Origin of the sequence: Enterobacter sp. KB-221C9 (assembly GCF_041320715.1) — a bacterium.
Taxonomy (GTDB): Bacteria; Pseudomonadota; Gammaproteobacteria; order Enterobacterales; family Enterobacteriaceae; genus Enterobacter; species Enterobacter asburiae_D.
The window spans coordinates 77,291-95,046 of sequence record NZ_JBGIWG010000015.1 but is presented as its reverse complement, the minus strand read 5'-3'; the positions used below and the strand labels follow the sequence as shown (position 1 = coordinate 95,046).

At 55.0% G+C, this 17,756-nt stretch carries 18 protein-coding genes; 11 read left to right on the top strand and 7 right to left on the bottom strand.

Going from position 1 to position 17,756, the window contains the following annotated elements:
* The first annotated feature begins 74 nt into the window (after nucleotides 1-74).
* Together AB8846_RS19380 and AB8846_RS19375 are read left to right on the top strand one after the other, a co-directional pair.
* Nucleotides 75-1,295: a diguanylate phosphodiesterase gene (locus AB8846_RS19380; protein WP_063142932.1), complete on the top strand. Its 1,221-nt coding sequence runs from the start codon at nucleotides 75-77 to the stop codon at nucleotides 1,293-1,295.
* A 188-nt stretch (nucleotides 1,296-1,483) separates the two neighbouring features.
* Nucleotides 1,484-2,212 (top strand): MerR family transcriptional regulator, encoded by a 729-nt coding sequence (locus AB8846_RS19375; protein ID WP_148243118.1) that lies wholly within the window; start codon nucleotides 1,484-1,486, stop codon nucleotides 2,210-2,212.
* 161 nt (nucleotides 2,213-2,373) lie between these two features.
* On the opposite strand, the gene AB8846_RS19370 is transcribed toward AB8846_RS19375, so the two are convergent.
* Genes AB8846_RS19370 through AB8846_RS19360 form a run of 3 tightly spaced genes read right to left on the bottom strand, consistent with a single transcriptional unit; the run spans nucleotide 2,374 to nucleotide 3,631 of the window.
* Nucleotides 2,374-2,865, bottom strand: coding sequence for a type VI secretion system tube protein TssD (locus tag AB8846_RS19370; protein WP_331412507.1), 492 nt, complete (start codon nucleotides 2,863-2,865; stop codon nucleotides 2,374-2,376).
* Nucleotides 2,866-3,135 carry a hypothetical protein gene (locus AB8846_RS19365; RefSeq protein WP_370733424.1) on the bottom strand — a complete coding sequence of 90 codons (270 nt, stop codon included), beginning with the start codon at nucleotides 3,133-3,135 and terminating at the stop codon, nucleotides 2,866-2,868. It lies immediately after the preceding gene.
* Nucleotides 3,107-3,631: a DUF2778 domain-containing protein gene (locus AB8846_RS19360; protein ID WP_331412505.1), complete on the bottom strand. Its 525-nt coding sequence runs from the start codon at nucleotides 3,629-3,631 to the stop codon at nucleotides 3,107-3,109. Before AB8846_RS19360 ends, AB8846_RS19365 begins: the two co-directional genes overlap by 29 nt.
* A 470-nt stretch (nucleotides 3,632-4,101) precedes the next feature.
* On the opposite strand from AB8846_RS19360, the gene sufA reads away from it, so the two are divergent.
* The 7 genes from sufA to AB8846_RS19325 all read left to right on the top strand — a co-directional run bounded on the left by sufA (nucleotide 4,102) and on the right by AB8846_RS19325 (nucleotide 10,730).
* Nucleotides 4,102-4,470, top strand: a complete 369-nt coding sequence (gene sufA / locus AB8846_RS19355; protein ID WP_008500631.1) for a Fe-S cluster assembly scaffold SufA — start codon at nucleotides 4,102-4,104, stop codon at nucleotides 4,468-4,470.
* A gap of 8 nt (nucleotides 4,471-4,478) precedes the next feature.
* Nucleotides 4,479-5,969, top strand: coding sequence for a Fe-S cluster assembly protein SufB (sufB, locus tag AB8846_RS19350; RefSeq protein ID WP_063142935.1), 1,491 nt, complete (start codon nucleotides 4,479-4,481; stop codon nucleotides 5,967-5,969).
* Between the two features lie 9 nt (nucleotides 5,970-5,978).
* Nucleotides 5,979-6,725 carry a Fe-S cluster assembly ATPase SufC gene (sufC, locus tag AB8846_RS19345; RefSeq protein ID WP_063142936.1) on the top strand — a complete coding sequence of 249 codons (747 nt, stop codon included), beginning with the start codon at nucleotides 5,979-5,981 and terminating at the stop codon, nucleotides 6,723-6,725.
* A complete protein-coding gene (gene sufD / locus AB8846_RS19340) occupies nucleotides 6,700-7,971 on the top strand; it encodes a Fe-S cluster assembly protein SufD (protein WP_370733423.1) in 1,272 nt (423 codons plus the stop codon). Before sufC ends, sufD begins: the two co-directional genes overlap by 26 nt.
* Nucleotides 7,968-9,188 carry a cysteine desulfurase SufS gene (gene sufS / locus AB8846_RS19335; protein ID WP_370733422.1) on the top strand — a complete coding sequence of 407 codons (1,221 nt, stop codon included), beginning with the start codon at nucleotides 7,968-7,970 and terminating at the stop codon, nucleotides 9,186-9,188. Before sufD ends, sufS begins: the two co-directional genes overlap by 4 nt.
* A 14-nt stretch (nucleotides 9,189-9,202) precedes the next feature.
* The gene (gene sufE, locus AB8846_RS19330; protein WP_370733421.1) at nucleotides 9,203-9,619 is read left to right on the top strand and encodes a cysteine desulfuration protein SufE; all 417 of its coding nucleotides are present in this window, start codon (nucleotides 9,203-9,205) and stop codon (nucleotides 9,617-9,619) included.
* Nucleotides 9,620-9,716: 97 nt separating this feature from the next.
* Nucleotides 9,717-10,730 (top strand): L,D-transpeptidase family protein, encoded by a 1,014-nt coding sequence (locus AB8846_RS19325; RefSeq protein WP_370733420.1) that lies wholly within the window; start codon nucleotides 9,717-9,719, stop codon nucleotides 10,728-10,730.
* A 60-nt stretch (nucleotides 10,731-10,790) separates the two neighbouring features.
* Here AB8846_RS19325 and lpp read toward each other — a convergent pair whose 3' ends face one another.
* From lpp to AB8846_RS19305, 4 genes are all read right to left on the bottom strand, one after another.
* Nucleotides 10,791-11,027, bottom strand: coding sequence for a murein lipoprotein Lpp (gene lpp / locus AB8846_RS19320; RefSeq protein WP_010430241.1), 237 nt, complete (start codon nucleotides 11,025-11,027; stop codon nucleotides 10,791-10,793).
* A gap of 308 nt (nucleotides 11,028-11,335) precedes the next feature.
* The gene (gene pykF, locus AB8846_RS19315) at nucleotides 11,336-12,757 is read right to left on the bottom strand and encodes a pyruvate kinase PykF (RefSeq protein ID WP_370733419.1); all 1,422 of its coding nucleotides are present in this window, start codon (nucleotides 12,755-12,757) and stop codon (nucleotides 11,336-11,338) included.
* Between the two features lie 377 nt (nucleotides 12,758-13,134).
* Nucleotides 13,135-14,280, bottom strand: coding sequence for a PLP-dependent aspartate aminotransferase family protein (locus AB8846_RS19310; protein ID WP_370733434.1), 1,146 nt, complete (start codon nucleotides 14,278-14,280; stop codon nucleotides 13,135-13,137).
* 11 nt (nucleotides 14,281-14,291) lie between these two features.
* Entirely contained in the window at nucleotides 14,292-15,662 is a 1,371-nt protein-coding gene (locus tag AB8846_RS19305; protein ID WP_370733418.1) for a pyridoxal-phosphate dependent enzyme, read from the bottom strand.
* A 400-nt stretch (nucleotides 15,663-16,062) separates the two neighbouring features.
* Here AB8846_RS19305 and AB8846_RS19300 point away from each other — a divergent pair, with 400 nt between their 5' ends.
* Both AB8846_RS19300 and AB8846_RS19295 read left to right on the top strand, forming a co-directional pair.
* Nucleotides 16,063-17,085: a methionine ABC transporter ATP-binding protein gene (locus AB8846_RS19300; protein ID WP_370733417.1), complete on the top strand. Its 1,023-nt coding sequence runs from the start codon at nucleotides 16,063-16,065 to the stop codon at nucleotides 17,083-17,085.
* Complete coding sequence (locus AB8846_RS19295; protein WP_063142944.1) at nucleotides 17,078-17,746, top strand: methionine ABC transporter permease; 669 nt, start codon at nucleotides 17,078-17,080, stop codon at nucleotides 17,744-17,746. The genes AB8846_RS19300 and AB8846_RS19295 overlap by 8 nt, the downstream gene beginning before the upstream one ends.
* The last annotated feature ends 10 nt before the right edge of the window (nucleotides 17,747-17,756 follow it).

Sequence of the window (17,756 nt, the reverse complement as noted above, 5' to 3'; positions counted from 1 at the left end):
TCAGGCAATTAATGTGCTATAAATGATCCTTATCCACCTTTTTTGTGGCCAAAACCCTAACCGCCAGGAATAGCATGCTCACAACCATCATTTACCGCAGTCATATCTGCGAGGACGTTCCGGTGAAGGCGCTGGAAGCAATGGTCGCTGCTGCAAATAGTAAAAACCGGCAATCCAACGTCACGGGGATCCTGCTGTTTAACGGCACACATTTTTTCCAGCTGCTTGAAGGGCCAGCGGAACACGTCTCTGCCATCTATGAGCAGATCTGCAGCGACGCGCGGCACCATAACGTGGTGGAGTTGATGCGCGACCACGGGCCCGTCCGACGGTTTGGCAACGTGGGCATGGAGCTTTTTGACTTGCGCCACTTCGACAGGGACGAGGTGCTGCAGCAGGTGCTTAACAGGGGGACGACGCGTTACCAGCTGACGTATAACGACCGCCCGCTGCAGTTTTTCCGCACCTTTGTCGAAGCCACGGAAAAAGCGAACTATTTTGAACTGCCGCCTGCGGATTCCTGGGAGTTTGTTCGCGAAGAAACGCGCCTGTCCGCGCAGCCCGAGGTGGTCGCGAAAGGGGCGGATTGCAGCTTTGCGTTCCAGCCGATAGTCGATCCGTTTATGCAGCAGGTGGTCTCCTGGGAGGCGCTTATCCGCACCCCTGACGGCGGCTCGCCTGGCGTCTATTTCGCTAACCGGCCGCGTGACGAGGTATATGCGTCTGATTTGCAGAGCAAGCAGGTGGCGCTTTCCATGGCCAGCGCGCTGGGGCTACAGGACCAGACGTTATCCCTTAACCTGCTGCCCATGACGCTGGTCAACATTCCCAACGCCGTGGATTTCCTGCTCACCGCGATTGAAGCAAATGGGTTTGTGCCCGAGCAAATTGTGGTGGAGTTTACAGAAAGCGAAGCCATTTCCCGTTTTGATGAATTCACGGATTCGGTCAGGCAGTTAAAAAGCGCGGGCATCAGCGTGACGATCGATCACTTTGGCGCCGGTTTTGCCGGGCTACAGCTGCTGGCCCAGTTCCAGCCGGACAGAATTAAGATTAATCGCGATCTTGTCGCGAACGTTCATAAAAGTGGCCCCCGGCAGGCCATTATTCAGGCGATTATCAAATGCTGCTCCTCGCTTGAGATCCAGTTCTGCGCGGTGGGGGTAGAGAAGGCTGAAGAGTGGATGTGGCTGGAGTCCGCGGGGATTTCCCAGTTCCAGGGGCATCTTTTTGCCAGCCCGCGACACGGCGGTATTCCCGCGATTGCATGGCCGGAGAAAAAGTTCGACTTCTGATAAAGCTGTACACATTCCGGCAGACTTAACTGTACGAATGACAAATTTTATACAACAATGCATTAACAGGCGGATGGGAAAGAACCCCGTTCACCCGTTCAAAATGCGGTCTTAGTTATACAAATGGTGTGTACAATCTGATAAGGTTGGTGCAGTTAGGTATGGAAGTTCTGAGCGTGGGGGAGTTAATGGCCTATTACAGTATCGGCGAAGTGGCCGAACGATGCGGTATCAACCCCGTTACGCTGCGTGCCTGGCAGCGCCGTTATGGATTGTTGAAGCCGCAGCGCAGCGAAGGGGGTCATCGTCAGTTCGACGATGAAGATATCCTGCGCATTGAAGAGATCAAGCGCCTGATGAAAAGCGGCGTCTCTGTCGGAAAAGTCAAAGCCTTGCTGGAAAACAAAGAAGTATTGACTCAGGGCAACTGGGTCTCGTTCCAGGAAGAGATGATGACCGTTCTGCGTTACGCCAGCCCGGCAAAGCTGCGCGCCAAAATCAGTGAATTCCGCCGCGATCACGCGATAGACGCGCTGATTGACAATATTATCTCTCCCGTCCGTCAGCGAATGAATCAGGATCAAAATACCGTGCGTCACATGGCGAGCCTGTTTGACGGCGTACTGATCGAATTCGCCATTGCAAGCCTGGCGGAGTCCCGCAAAAAAGCCGGTAAAGACGCGCTCCTGATTGGCTGGGAATGCGATGACCGCACCCACCTGTGGCTGGAAGCCGCGCGCCTATCGCAGAAGGGCTGGCACATTGACGTCCTGGCGGAACCGATTGATTCGCCGCGTCCTGAACTCTTCCCTGGGCAAAAAATCTTCGTCTGGACGGGGAAATCCCCAACGCCTCGCCAGCAGGAACAGCTCGACCACTGGCGTGAACAGGGGTTTGCTGTTTCATTTCATCACTGATCGCCAGAGGCCTTAAGGGCCTTTTTTTGTTTTTGTCACTTCCGGAGCAAAAGTTAACTGTGCATGTTTAATGGGCAGAGGCTTCATCAGGAGCGTGAAAGCATGAGCACCATTCCCAGATAATTCAAAAAAGAATAGGAAGCGGTGCTCCTTATTATTACTCAGCTTGTACGGCGCTCATTCCATGCATCTGAAAATTGAATATTACCGTCAAGAATTCTCCAGGTGATTTTTTCATATTGAATGCTGACACTTTCAATGTGATTCATTTTATCGTTTCCCGCCAGCTTAACATTCGGAACGCTGCAGTGGACGCCTGTTAATTTCACATTCTCCATAATAACGGTATAGTAGCAAACCTCCTGGCCTGCATCATTAATGTGATAAAACCTTATTTCTGCACTTTTCAGCGTCTGCCCGGTTGCTGCAGCCTTGTAAAGATATGGTGTAGAGCTATCAACTTCTTTTTCAATCATCATGGATGAGTGCTGGCGGGTGCCGGTGATTTTGCCGTTTGCGCTATCAACAGGCAAGTTGATACCGTGGCTCAGACCGATAATTTCAATACTTCCTTCACGATCTTGTACGTCAACAGAACCTTTGATATCTGCACCGCCATCGTCTTTAAGCCACATATAGGGAGGTATAGGCATTTATATGTTCCTTATTTTTTTGATTAAATTCATCGTTAAAATGTAAATAGGGATGATGATAATTAGTATTGTAAGCCAGTCAATAAATGAGTAGGCGTCATACATTGATTCTGCATTCTCATTTCCGTTGATAATCATTGCTGTTGTTCTGGCTAAATCATAGTTAATATATAGCTCAGGGCCTGGTAGCATATGACCGACAATGAATAATAAAATGAGAAAATAAATAATTCTACTTGCCCTACGAGCAAGGTTTTTTAATGTAGCCACCAGCAACTACCTCCACCCATCCCCGCGCCATTAGTGATCGCATGCATGGAACCTGAATAAGCGATGTACTCATTAGCGCGTTATGAATCATCGCAAAATCAGACATGTTGGCGATAGTTATGCATCCTTTTGAAACTGTACCGGGATGTAGTCGGAAATTTCCACGTTTTACGCTTTCTATCCATGTGTAATCATCAATACTCCAGTCATCACGCCACAAAGCAAACCAGTCAGATTTTCCAAAAGCATTTCGGCCAATAATTCTGTTAGCTTCATCGTGAATCTCCTCTTTTTTTTGCGAAAACCAGTTTCCCTCCCTGCGATCTACAATCCAGTATTTCCCTGGGGGAATAGGGCCAGTATTTGCGATATGTCCGCAACTGGCATTGTTTCTGTTGGCCCCCAACCCGGAGTGCGCCATGAACACGCCCACCCCATACAGATCGAAAGGCGAGTAATCTGCGCCGTTCAGAATCATCTTTCCCTGTAACGCCATATGACACCTAATTTCCCTTAATTATGTATGGTTAATGCTACAGCGATTAATAATGTGATCCAGAGTGAGTGTATGATTTTCAGAAAAAGACTCGCATTATCAGGTTATCTATTGCTGAGAAGCATTTTTCTGCTGCGCAACTGAAGCGTAGGCATTCTTACAGCGTGCCAAATCGCATCTGTTAAATTGAGTTTGCGGCAATCAAGGTAGCTATCTCAAAAATAGGCATTTCCGATGCATATTTTACTTTTCTCCTCTCTGTCATAAATACCGTGACGAAATGCATTATTAATCAATGTATTGAACAAATACATCCATCCTGACTGCATCCTGCCATAGGGTCTATGCTTAATAAAAGTAGGCAAAAAGGGCGGTTTAGCCGAATGCCCCTGCTGACAGAGGGTTGAAGTGATAATCGTTATCACTAACATGGTGTTATGCCCTGATGGCTTATCAGATGAGGTGGACCTATGGAACTGCATTCAGAAACCTTTAATCCTGCCGATTTTGCCTGGCGCGGTTTAACGCTCACGCCTGCAGCGGCGGCACATATTCACGAGCTGGTGGCGAAAAAGCCCGAGATCCTCGGCGTGCGTTTGGGCGTCAAACAGACCGGCTGCGCAGGTTTCGGCTACGTGCTCGATACCGTCACCGAACCCGAGAAAGATGACCTGGTGTTCGAGACTGACGGCGCGAAGCTGTACGTCGCGCTGCAGGCCATGCCGTTTATTGACGGTACCGAAGTGGACTACGTCCGCGAAGGCTTAAACCAGTTATTCAAATTTCATAACCCGAAAGCCCAGAACGAATGCGGCTGCGGCGAAAGCTTTGGGGTATAGGCGGTACTATGTCTCGTAATACTGAAGCAACGAGTGAAGTAAATACCTGGGGCGGTGGGCACCTCAACTATAAAGAGGGGTTCTTCACCCAGCTGCAGACCGACGAGCTGGCGAAAGGCATCAACGAAGATGTCGTGCGGGCGATCTCGGCGAAACGTAACGAGCCGGAGTGGATGCTGGAGTTTCGCCTGAGCGCCTTCCGCGCCTGGCTGGAGATGGAAGAGCCGCACTGGCTGAAAGCACATTATGACAAGCTGAACTATCAGGATTACAGCTACTACTCTGCGCCGTCCTGCGGCAGCTGTGATGACACCTGCGCCTCGCAGCCCGGCGCGGTGCAGCAAACCGGTGCGGAGAACAGCTTCCTCAGCAAAGAGGTGGAAGAAGCCTTTAACCAGCTGGGCGTGCCCGTGCGTGAGGGGAGAGAGGTGGCGGTGGACGCCATTTTTGACTCCGTCTCGGTGGCGACCACCTACCGCGAGAAGCTGGCAGAGCAGGGGATCATTTTCTGCTCCTTCGGCGAAGCGATTCACGATCATCCGGAGCTGGTGAAAAAGTACATTGGGACCGTGGTGCCCTCTAACGACAACTTCTTTGCGGCGCTCAACGCGGCGGTAGCCTCTGACGGCACCTTCATCTATGTGCCGAAAGGCGTGCGCTGTCCGATGGAGCTTTCCACCTATTTCCGCATCAATGCCGAAAAAACCGGCCAGTTTGAACGCACGATTCTGGTCGCGGATGAAGGCAGCTACGTCAGCTACATCGAAGGATGCTCCGCCCCGGTCCGCGACAGCTACCAGCTGCACGCGGCGGTGGTGGAGGTCATCATCCACAAAGATGCCGAGGTGAAATACTCCACGGTGCAAAACTGGTTCCCGGGCGACGGCAATACCGGCGGCATCCTGAACTTCGTCACCAAGCGCGCGCTGTGCGAAGGCGAAAACAGCAAGATGTCGTGGACCCAGTCTGAAACCGGCTCTGCCATCACCTGGAAATACCCGAGCTGCATCCTGCGCGGGGATAACTCCATCGGAGAGTTTTACTCGGTGGCGCTAACCAGCGGCCATCAGCAGGCCGATACCGGCACCAAGATGATCCACATTGGTAAAAACACCAAATCCACCATCATCTCGAAAGGGATCTCCGCCGGGCATAGCCAGAACAGCTATCGCGGGCTGGTGAAAATCATGCCGACCGCCACCAATGCGCGAAACTTTACCCAGTGTGACTCGATGCTGATTGGCGCAGACTGCGGGGCGCACACCTTCCCGTACGTCGAGTGCCGTAACAACACGGCCCAGCTTGAGCACGAGGCGACAACGTCGCGGATTGGGGAAGATCAGCTCTTCTACTGCCTGCAGCGCGGGATCAGCGAAGAAGACGCCATCTCGATGATCGTTAACGGCTTCTGTAAGGATGTGTTCTCTGAACTGCCGCTGGAATTTGCCGTTGAAGCCCAGAAACTCCTCGCCATTAGTCTTGAACACAGCGTCGGTTAAGGAAAGCACATGTTACGTATTAAAGATTTACAGGTTAGCGTAGAAGACAAAGCCATCCTGCGTGGCCTCAATTTTGACGTCAAGCCGGGTGAAGTCCACGCCATCATGGGGCCGAACGGCTCCGGGAAAAGTACGCTTTCTGCGACGCTGGCGGGCCGCGAAGATTATGAGGTAACCAACGGCTCGGTCGAGTTTAACGGCAAAGATCTGCTGGAGATGTCACCGGAAGACCGCGCGGGAGAGGGCATCTTTATGGCCTTCCAGTATCCGGTCGAAATTCCGGGCGTCAGCAACCAGTTCTTCCTGCAGACGGCGCTGAATGCGGTGCGCAAGTATCGCGGCCTGGAGGCGCTGGACCGCTTCGACTTCCAGGACCTGATGGAAGAGAAGATCAAGCTGCTGAAAATGCCGGAAGATCTGCTGACCCGTTCGGTGAACGTTGGCTTTTCCGGCGGCGAGAAAAAGCGTAACGACATTCTGCAGATGGCGGTGCTGGAGCCCGAGCTGTGCATTCTGGATGAGACCGACTCAGGTCTGGATATCGACGCCCTGAAGATTGTCGCTGACGGGGTGAACTCCCTGCGCGACGGCAAGCGTTCGTTCATTATCGTCACCCACTACCAGCGCATTCTGGACTACATCAAGCCGGATTACGTTCACGTGCTTTACCAGGGGCGCATTGTGAAATCCGGTGATTTCACGCTGGTTAAACAACTGGAGGAGCAGGGTTATGGCTGGCTTACCGAACAGCAGTAATGCGCTCCAGCAGTGGCACAGGCTGTTTGAAGCCCAGGGCGGCACGCGTTCTGAGCAGGCGCAGCAGCATCTGCAGCAGATGCTGCGTCTCGGCCTGCCGACGCGTAAGCATGAGAACTGGAAGTACACCCCGCTTGATGGCCTGCTGAACGCCGAGTTTGTGACCCGACTGGCGGATCTCACGCCTGCACAGCGTGACGCGCTGGCGGTGGGCGTGGATGCCGTGCGCCTGGTGTTTGTCGATGGCTCGTTCCGTCCGGAGCTGAGCGACGCGCTTCAGGCGAGCGGATTCGAGATTGAGATAAACGACGATCGCCAGTCCCTTAGCGCCCCGGTTCAGCCTGAGGTTTTCCTGCACCTGACCGAGAGTCTGGCCCGCGGCGTGACGCACATCCGCGTGAAGCGTAACCAGCGTCCGGCAAAACCGCTGCTGCTGATGCACATCACCCAGGGGCTGGACGGCGATGAAATCAATACCGCGCACTATCGCCACCATCTTGAGCTGGCGGAAGGGGCGGAGGCCACGGTCATCGAACATTACGTCAGCCTCAACGATACCCGACACTTTACCGGGTCGCGTCTGACGATGAACGTTGCCGCCAATGCGCAGCTTCACCACGTCAAGCTGGCGTTTGAAAATGCGCAGAGCCACCACTTTGCCCATAACGACATTGTGCTGGGTCAGGATGCCGCGGCGTACAGCCATAGCTTCCTGCTCGGCGGGGCGGTGCTGCGCCACAACACCAGCACTCAGCTTAACGGTGAAAACACCACGCTGCGCATCAACAGCCTGGCGATGCCGGTCAAATCTGAAGTGTGCGACACGCGCACCTGGCTGGAGCACAACAAGGGCTACTGCAACAGCCGCCAGCTGCATAAAACCATCGTCAGCGACAGAGGTCGCGCGGTGTTTAACGGACTGATTAACGTGGCGCAGCACGCCATTAAAACCGACGGGCAGATGACCAACAACAATCTGCTGTTAGGCCGCCTGGCGGAGGTGGACACCAAACCGCAGCTGGAGATCTACGCCGACGACGTGAAATGCAGCCACGGTGCGACGGTCGGGCGGATCGACGACGAGCAGATGTTCTACCTGCGTTCCCGCGGCATCGACGAGCAGGCGGCGCAGAAAATGATTATCTATGCGTTTGCCGCCGAACTGACGGAAGCGCTGCACGATGGTCAGTTAAAACAGCAGGTGCTGGCGCGTATCGGCCAGCGTCTGCCTGGAGGCGAAGCATGAGTTTTCCCGTCGAGAAAGTGCGGGCAGATTTCCCGGTTCTGACCCGTGAAGTAAACGGTCTTCCTCTGGCCTATCTGGACAGCGCGGCCAGCGCCCAGAAGCCGAATCAGGTGGTGGATGCGGAAGCCGAGTTTTATCGCCACGGCTACGCCGCCGTGCATCGCGGTATTCATACCCTGAGCGCCGAGGCGACCCAGCGTATGGAAAACGTGCGTACGCAGCTGGCAGCCTTCCTCAATGCAGGTTCGCCTGAAGAGCTGGTCTTCGTGCGCGGAACCACCGAAGGGATCAACCTTGTCGCTAACAGCTGGGGCAACGCGCAGGTCCACGCGGGGGATAACATCATCATCACCCAGATGGAGCACCACGCCAATATCGTGCCGTGGCAGATGCTCTGCGAGCGCGTTGGCGCGCAGCTGCGGGTGATCCCACTGAACGCCGACGGGACGCTGCAGCTCGAGCAGCTAGACGCACTGCTTGACGATAAAACGCGGCTGGTGGCGGTCACCCAGGTCTCCAACGTGCTGGGGACGGAAAACCCGGTGGCAGAGATTGTCGAAAAGGCCCATCGGGCGGGCGCGAAGGTGCTGATTGACGGCGCTCAGGCGGTGATGCACCACGCGGTTGACGTCCAGGCGCTGGACTGCGATTTCTACGTCTTTTCAGGCCACAAGCTCTATGGGCCGACCGGGATTGGCGTGCTGTACGTGAAAGAGGCAATCCTGCAGGCGATGCCGCCGTGGGAAGGGGGCGGGTCGATGATCGCCACCGTTAGCCTGACGGAAGGCACCACCTATGCCCGGGCGCCGTGGCGCTTTGAGGCGGGAACGCCCAACACCGGTGGGATTATCGGTTTGGGGGCAGCGGTTTCTTATGTCTCCGCAATCGGCCTTGATAGCATTCAGGAGTACGAACAGCTGCTGATGCACTATGCGCTTGCGGAGCTTGCCAGCGTGCCGGATTTGACCCTCTACGGGCCTGCTGACCGGCAAGGGGTGATTGCGTTCAATCTCGGGAAACATCACGCCTATGACGTGGGCAGTTTCCTCGATAACTACGGTGTGGCGGTCCGTACCGGGCACCACTGCGCCATGCCGCTGATGGCGTTTTACCAGGTCCCGGCAATGTGCCGCGCGTCGCTGGTGATGTACAACACAACGGAAGAGGTCGACAGGCTGGTGGCGGGGCTTAAGCGCATTCATCAGCTGCTGGGCTAACGGAGAGGCGAAAGATGGCGGAACTGCCGGACAAAGATAAATTACTGCGCAACTTCTCGCGTTGCGCAAACTGGGAAGAGAAGTATCTCTATATCATTGAGCTGGGACAGCGTTTATCGCCGCTCGGTGAAGAGGCGCATACCCCGGAGAACAGTATTCAGGGCTGTCAGAGCCAGGTGTGGATTGTGATGGCGCAGTCGGACGACGGCACTATCGAACTGCACGGCGACAGCGATGCGGCAATTGTAAAAGGGCTGATTGCGGTCGTCTTTATTCTTTATCACCGGATGTCGGCGCAGGATATTGTGGCGTTCGACGTCCGTCCGTGGTTTGAAAAAATGGCCCTGACCCAACACCTCACCCCGTCCCGATCCCAGGGACTGGAAGCGATGATTCGCGCCATTCGCGCCAAAGCTGCAATCCTTAGCTAGACTTACAGAACAGCATTCATTCTGTTTCGCGAGGTGGTTCCCGCCTCGCTGGTTTTTCAGCTTTCTGGCGTTCTGTCAGTGAATAAGGAATCTCAGCATGAAGCGCGCGTCTCTAATAACTCTATTACTCCTCAGTTCGCTCGGCGCCCTTAATTCGGCCCGCGCGTTGGACTATCCGTTGCCGCCCGCAGGCAGTCGTCTGATTGGGCAAAATCAAACCTACACGATACAGGAAGGGGATAATAAGCTTCAGACTATCGCCCGCCGGTTTAATACGGCGGCGCAGGTGATCCTGGAAACGAACAATACCATTGCGCCGGTAAACCCTGCGCCGGGAACCGTGATTACCATCCCGTCGCAGATGCTGCTGCCGGACACGCCGCGCGAGGGCATCGTGGTGAACCTCGCAGAGCTTCGGCTCTACTACTTCCCGCCGGGAGAAAATATCGTTCAGGTCTTCCCGCTCGGCATTGGACAGCTGGGGCTGGAAACGCCGGTCACGACCACGCGCGTGAGCCAGAAAATCCCGAATCCCACCTGGACACCTACGCCGGGCATCAGAGCACGCTCTCTGGAGCAGGGAATTAAATTACCGCCTGTGGTGCCTGCCGGGCCAAATAACCCTCTGGGACGCTTCGCACTGCGTTTAGGCGTGGGTAATGGGGAATATCTCATCCACGGCACCAGCGCGCCGGACAGCGTCGGCCTGCGGGTCAGCTCCGGCTGTATGCGGATGAATGCCCCGGACATTAAAGCCCTGTTCGAACAGGTGCGGGTGGGCACGCGGGTACAGATTATCAATGAACCCGTGAAGTTCGCCGTGGAGCCGGACGGTAAACGCTATATTGAAGTCCACCGCCCGCTGGCGCAGGCTGAGGGAGAAAACCCGCAGGTCTCGCCCATTACCCATTCCGCAGACTTTGCGACCTTTGTTTCTCAGGCGGGAAGCGATAAGGCGCTTATTGATAAAGCCCTGTCACGCCGTGCAGGGATCCCGGTTATCGTGTCGTCAGGTAGCGGTCCGTCAGCCAGCAATAGCGTGCTGTCGGTGCAGAACAGTCGGGTGTCCGCAGCGGTAGCGGAAGATGAAGGGGAGAAGGTGACGCAGTAGCCGTTTGACGCAGGCAAAAAAAATGGCGCACAATGTGCGCCATTTTATTAACAGGTACTATTACTTACGGTATTTAGTAGCCTGGTTGTCCAGACGCTGGTTAGCGCGAGCTGCGTCATCTTTAGCAGCCTGAACGTCGGAACGGATTGCGTTCACGTCGTTGCTCAGCTGGTCAACTTTAGCGTTCAGAGTCTGAACGTCAGAAGACAGCTGATCGATTTTAGCGTTGCTGGAGCAACCAGCCAGCAGAGTAGAACCCAGGATTACCGCGCCCAGTACCAGTTTAGTACGATTCATTATTAATACCCTCTAGATTGAGTTAATCTCCATGTAGCGTTACAAGTATTACACAAAGTTTTTTGGGTTGAGAATATTTTTTTGATGGGAATACACCTATTTTTGATCGTTCGCTCAAAGAAGCATCGAATCAGCCCTTTTTGGGCAAAAATCTATGTAAAAAAAGGCATTTATCATCGGATTCATCTTAGATAATTCGCAATTAAATAGAGAAACCCGATTTGCAATTTGAATGACTTTGGCTAATGCCAGGAATAAAAAAAGCGCCCGGAGGCGCTTTTTATCAAAATTAATTCGTTCGGGAATTATTACAGCACGTGAACAGATGCGGTATTGGTGGTTCCACTTGGTACCAGCGCGCCAGAAACCATGACCACAACGTCACCTTTCTGTGCCAGACCACGATCAACCAGCTCCAGCGCCACTTCTTTACCCAGACGGTAGAAATCATCCGTAGACGCGATCTCTTTCACCAGGTGAGGGATCACGCCTTTGCTCAGCACCAGCTGACGGGCAGTGGTTTCGTTGGTGGTCAGCGCCAGGATAGTCGCGTCCGGGAAGTATTTACGCACCGCGCGAGCAGATTTACCGCCCTGGGTGGCAACCACGATCAGCGGTGCTTCCAGTTTCTCAGCCGTTTCTACAGCACCGCGGCATACTGCTTCGGTGATGCGCAGCTTGCGGCTGTCGTTGTTGTAGTCCAGACGGCTTTTCATTACGCGGTCGGTACGTTCGCAGATGGTGGCCATGATGGACACCGCTTCCAGCGGATATTTACCTTTCGCGGATTCGCCTGACAGCATAACGGCATCAGTACCGTCGAGGATGGCGTTTGCCACGTCGCCTGCTTCTGCGCGGGTTGGGCGTGGGTTTTTGATCATGGAGTCCAGCATCTGCGTTGCGGTGATAACCACTTTACGCGCGCGAACACATTTCTCGATCATCATCTTCTGCGCGAAGATCACTTCTTCAACCGGGATTTCTACGCCCAGGTCGCCACGTGCAACCATGATACCGTCAGACGCTTCGAGGATTTCGTCGAAGTTGTTCAGGCCTTCCTGGTTTTCAATTTTGGAGATGATCTGGATCTTCTCGCCGCCGTGCGCTTTCAGGTGCTCACGGATTTCAACCACGTCGGAACGCTTACGGATGAAGGATGCGGCAACAAAGTCAACGCCTTGTTCGCAGCCGAAGATCAGGTCCTGTTTGTCTTTTTCAGCCAGGGCTGGCAGCGCGATGGAAACGCCCGGCAGGTTAACGCCTTTGTTTTCGCCCAGGTCGCCGTTGTTCAGCACTTTACAGATAACCTTGTTACCTTCGATCGCGTTGACTTCCATACCGATCAGGCCATCGTCCACCAGCACGGTGTTACCGACGGACAGATCGCTGGTGAAGCCTTCGTAGGTCACTGCAACGATTTCGCTGTTGCCGACAACGGATTTGTCGGTGGTGAAGGTGAAGGTCTGGCCCGCTTTCAGGGAAACGTCGTTACCGCCTTCCAGTTTGATGGTACGGATTTCTGGACCTTTGGTATCCAGCAGGATGGCCGCTTTTTTACCGGTCTTGCTCATCACGTTGCGCAAGTTCTGGATACGCTGACCGTGTTCTGCATAGTCACCGTGGGAGAAGTTCAGACGCATCACGTTCATGCCGGCGTCCAGCATCTTGGTCAGCATCTCTTCAGATTCGGTTTTCGGGCCGATAGTACAAACAATTTTCGTCTTTTTCATGACAGTCTTAGTCTTTAAGTTGGGAAGGATATGGAAATCTCGCTCCGGGGGCGCACCGCCGCGGAGTCAAACCTGTGTTGCAAAAGAGTATATGACACGCACTAAGGATAGGAGACATCAAATGAGCGTGCAGAAGAAAGTGTGCCTGAGTGACAGCCCAACGAAGGAGAGGAGAAGTTGTACGTTGTTTTTTGTATTCCAAGCGCTGAAACCATTCACCAGGGATTAGGCGCGCATTATACGCTGATTTTAAGATAAAAGGAAAATGGAAACGGTGTTTCAGAAATAATCTATGCAGTTTCACATAATATTGTTATCAAGGCGTTAAGCCATGATGACAACTTATGGCGGCAGGTGATTGACCTGCCGCGTTTTGCTTATTTTTGCAGCGCCTGGCTGAGGTCGGCAATCAGGTCTTTGGGATCTTCAATCCCGACTGACAGACGGATCAGCTGCGGCACAATGCCGTTTGCGAGGCGTTGCTCCAGCGGTATCGAGGCGTGCGTCATGCTGTAAGGCTGGCTCACCAGACTTTCCACGCCGCCGAGGCTTTCCGCGAGGGTGAACAGCTTCAGGTTGCGAATCACCTCGGCGGCGCGTTGCGCATCGCCTTTTACCACGACGGAAATCATCCCACCGGGCAGCGCCATCTGCGTGCGGGCAAGCTGATACTGTGGATGCGATTCCAGGCCGGGATAGAAAACCTTTTCGACCAGAGGATGCTGATCGAGCCATTGCGCAATCGCCAGCGCGTTGGTGCTGTGCTTTTCTACCCTCAACGCAAGCGTGCGAATACCGCGCAGCGTCAGGAAGCTGCTGAACGGATCAAGGACGCCGCCCACCGCGTTTTGCAGATAGCCCAGCTTATCCGCCAGTTCCTTGTTGTCCCCGACAATCGCCAGCCCGGCCACCACGTCAGAATGGCCGTTCAGGTATTTGGTGGCGGAGTGCACCACGATATCGAAACCCGACTCCAGCGGACGGTGGATCACCGGCGACGCGAAGGTGTTATCCGCCACGCTGATGACGTTATGACGACGGGCGATCGCCGCAATCGCCGCCAGATCGGCCAGCTTCAGCAGCGGGTTGGTTGGCGTTTCGACCCATACCATGCGGGTATCCGGGCGAATGGCGGCCTCAAGCCCGGCCAGGTCGTCCGGTTTAACCCAGCTGACCTGCAGGCCGGTGCTGCGCTTGCGCACGTTTTCAATCAGGCGGTACGTCCCACCGTAAACGTCATCAATAGCGACAATATGGCTGTCTTTATCCAGCAGTTCGAGCACCGTGGAGATGGCCGCCAGGCCGGAGGCGAAGGCGTAGCCGCGCGTGCCGCCTTCCAGCTCGGCGATGGCGGTTTCCAGCGCATGGCGGGTGGGGTTGCCGCTGCGGGAATACTCATAGCCGGTATGCTCGCCGGGTGACGGTTGCGCAAACGTTGATGTGGCGTAAATCGGCGGCATGACGGCGCCGTGCTGGTCGTTGAACTCGCCGCTGTGTACGCTCAGGGTAGCCAGGTTTTTCATCATCTATTCCTTTATTGCTGAAGACGGTTGCGCCAGGCGGTCAGAACGTCGCTGCGCGTAATCAGACCGAGAAAACGGTCGTTGTCATTAATCACGGCCACCAGACCGCGGTCGAAGATGGCGTTCAGGGCGCTTTCCGGGGCGTGTTTATCCAGGAACTCCACCTGACGCGTCATGGCTGCCGTCACCGGAAGCGCGAAGCGATCGCCGTCGCCGCCGATATGCCGCAGGAGATCCCACTCGTCGATAATGCCCACCACCTTGCCGTTCTCCAGCACCGGCAGCTGGGAGATGTCATACAGGCGCATGCGTGCCAGTACGGTGGAGAGCGTGTCGTCCGGGGCGGCGGTGACGGTGGCGCCTTCATCGTGGCGCAGGGCGATGTAGTCAGAGAGATCGCCAGCCTGAGGGCGCGTGATGAGTCCTTGCTGACGCATCCAGTCATCGTTGAACATCTTCGAGAGGTACTTATTGCCGCTGTCGCAGGCGAAGGTCACCACGCGTTTCGGCGCGGTCTGCGCCTGGCAATATTTCAGCGCGGCCGCCAGCAGCGTGCCGCTGGAGGAACCCGCCAGAATGCCTTCCGTTTTCAGCAGATCGCGCGCGGTGGTGAAGGCTTCGCGGTCGGTAATGCGCCAGGCGCGATTCACCCCTTCAATGTGGGCCAGCGGCGGAATAAAGTCTTCGCCAATACCCTCGACCAGCCATGAGCCCGCGTCGTGGTAGCGTCCGGTCTCCACCTGGTCGGCCAGAACGGAACCGGCCGGGTCAGCCAGGACAAACTCCGTGTGCGGAGAGTGCTCGGCGAACCACGCCTGCAGGCCGCCCAGCGTACCGCCTGAGCCGACGCCCACCACGATGGCGTCGATCCTGCCTTCAAGCTGCTCGAACAGCTCCGGTGCCGTGGTGGTGCGGTGCGCCAGCGGGTTGGCTTCGTTATTGAACTGGTCGATGTAAAACGCGCCGGGCAGCTCGTTGGCCAGGCGCTGGGCGTAATCCTGGTAATAGGCGGGGTGGCCCTTGTTGACGTCGGAGCGGGTCAGCACCACCTGGGCACCCAGGGCGCGCAGGTGGAAAATCTTCTCGCGGCTCATTTTGTCCGGCACCACCAGGATCAGCGAGTAGCCTTTCTGGGCGGCGATCAGCGCCAGGCCGAGACCGGTATTCCCCGCAGTTGCCTCAATAATCGTGCCGCCCGGCTGCAGCTGCCCGGTACGCTCCGCTTCGTTAATCATCGACAGCGCAACGCGATCCTTAATGGAACCGCCCGGATTCTGGTTTTCCAGCTTCAGAAACAGCGAGCAGGGACCGGTATCAAGCTTGTGCAGCTGGATAAGCGGGGTACGACCAATCAGTTCAGTGACGGAGTGATAAATCGTCATGATGTTTTCCTTTCTGGATGTCATGACGGGATGATAGGGCGGTGAAATTTTCTCAATAAAGAACCATTCACTGCTCTTTAGAACAGAAAAGAATATATATGCCATTTTTGGAAGTCAGGACAGCAAGACGTAAAGTTGTCTGGATGTGAGGATGGCTATATCGGCATGAAATGCTGCAAAAATGACCGTTTTTCGCGGGCATCTACCGGCAGATATGCATCCGGCAGATAATCATTGCTGAAATTGGTCTAAATGCTTCCCACCCGCTCAATTCGCTGTTTATTTCCGAAAGTTATAACAAATTCTTTTTTGGTCATTTAAAACCTGATAACGCCTGTTTACTATCGTTTGGACATCCATACTGCTAAACAGCCATGCGCGAAGCGGATAAAGAATAAGAATGATTGTACTCAGGAATATCTCGAAGATTTTTGACAACGGAAAGGTCGCGCTGACTGCCGTTGATAACGTCAATTTGACGATAGAGCAGGGACAGATTTACGGAATTATCGGCTACAGCGGAGCCGGGAAAAGCACGCTGATTCGTCTGCTGAACGGACTGGAAAAACCCAGCGCCGGAAGCGTCACCATTAACGGGCAGGACATCTCTGCTGCGAAGGGTGAAGCGCTGCGCCAGGCGCGTCTGAAAATCAGCATGGTGTTCCAGCACTTCAACCTGCTGTGGTCACGCACGGTGAGCGAGAATATCGCTTTCTCGATGCAAATCGCCGGTGTGCCAAAAGCCAATATCAAGACGCGCGTCGCCGAGCTGGTGGCGCTGGTTGGCCTGAAGGGGCGTGAGAACGCCTACCCGTCCCAGCTGAGCGGCGGGCAAAAGCAGCGCGTGGGTATTGCGCGTGCGCTGGCTAACAGCCCTGACGTGCTGCTCTGCGATGAGGCCACCTCCGCGCTCGATCCGCAGACCACCGATCAGATTCTCGATCTGCTGCTGGATATTAACCGTCGTTTCAAGCTGACCATCGTGCTGATCACGCACGAGATGCACGTGGTGCGCAAAATCTGCGACCGCGTGGCGGTGATGGAGAACGGTAAAGTCGTGGAAGAGGGCGACGTCCTGAGCGTCTTTACCCATCCGCAGCAGCCGATTACGCAGCAGTTTGTCCGCCAGGTGAGCCAGTACGCAGAGGAAGAAACCTTCAATACCGAACTGGCAAAGGATCTGGAAGGCACGGTCATCAGGCTGACCTTTACCGGGCACAGCACCCATAAGCCGATCGTGGGTGAACTGACCCTGCGCTACGGCCTGCCGTTTAACATCCTGCACGGCAAAATGACGCAAACCGCCCACGGCGTGTTTGGTCAGCTCTGGGTGCACGTGGTGGCATCCGATGAACAACTGAACAATATCCTCGCCGACCTGCAGCACAGCGATATTGAAGGCGAGGTGATTAAACATGGCTGAGAATCTCTTTCCGCATCTCAAGTGGGATCAGCTCTGGGCGGCGACGCTGGAGACGCTGTACATGACCGCACTGTCCGGCGTGGCGACGTTTGTGCTGGGTCTCGTGCTGGGGCTGGCGCTGTTTTTAACCGCGCGCGGCGGGCTGTTTCACAACCGCACGGTCTACAGCGTCATTTCGATTGTGGTGAACGTGTTCCGCTCTATTCCGTTCATCATTCTGATCGTCCTGCTGATCCCGTTCACCAAGACCGTCGTCGGCACCATTCTTGGCGCCAACGCGGCGCTGCCGGCGCTGATTGTGGGCGCCGCACCGTTCTACGCACGCCTGGTGGAGATCGCCCTGCGTGAAGTGGATAAAGGCGTCATAGAAGCAACGCGCTCGATGGGCGCACGACTGAGCACGTTAGTGTTTCGGGTTTTACTGCCGGAATCATCACCTGCACTGGTATCAGGTATTACGGTGACGCTGATTGCGCTGGTGAGCTACAGCGCAATGGCGGGGGTGATTGGCGCCGGTGGTTTGGGAAATCTGGCTTATCTGGAAGGATTCCAGCGCAACCATGGTGACGTCACGCTGGTGGCAACGGTGACCATTCTGATCATCGTTTTCATTATCCAGTTCTGCGGCGATGTCATTACTTCACTGTTAGATAAACGCTAATAAATACACA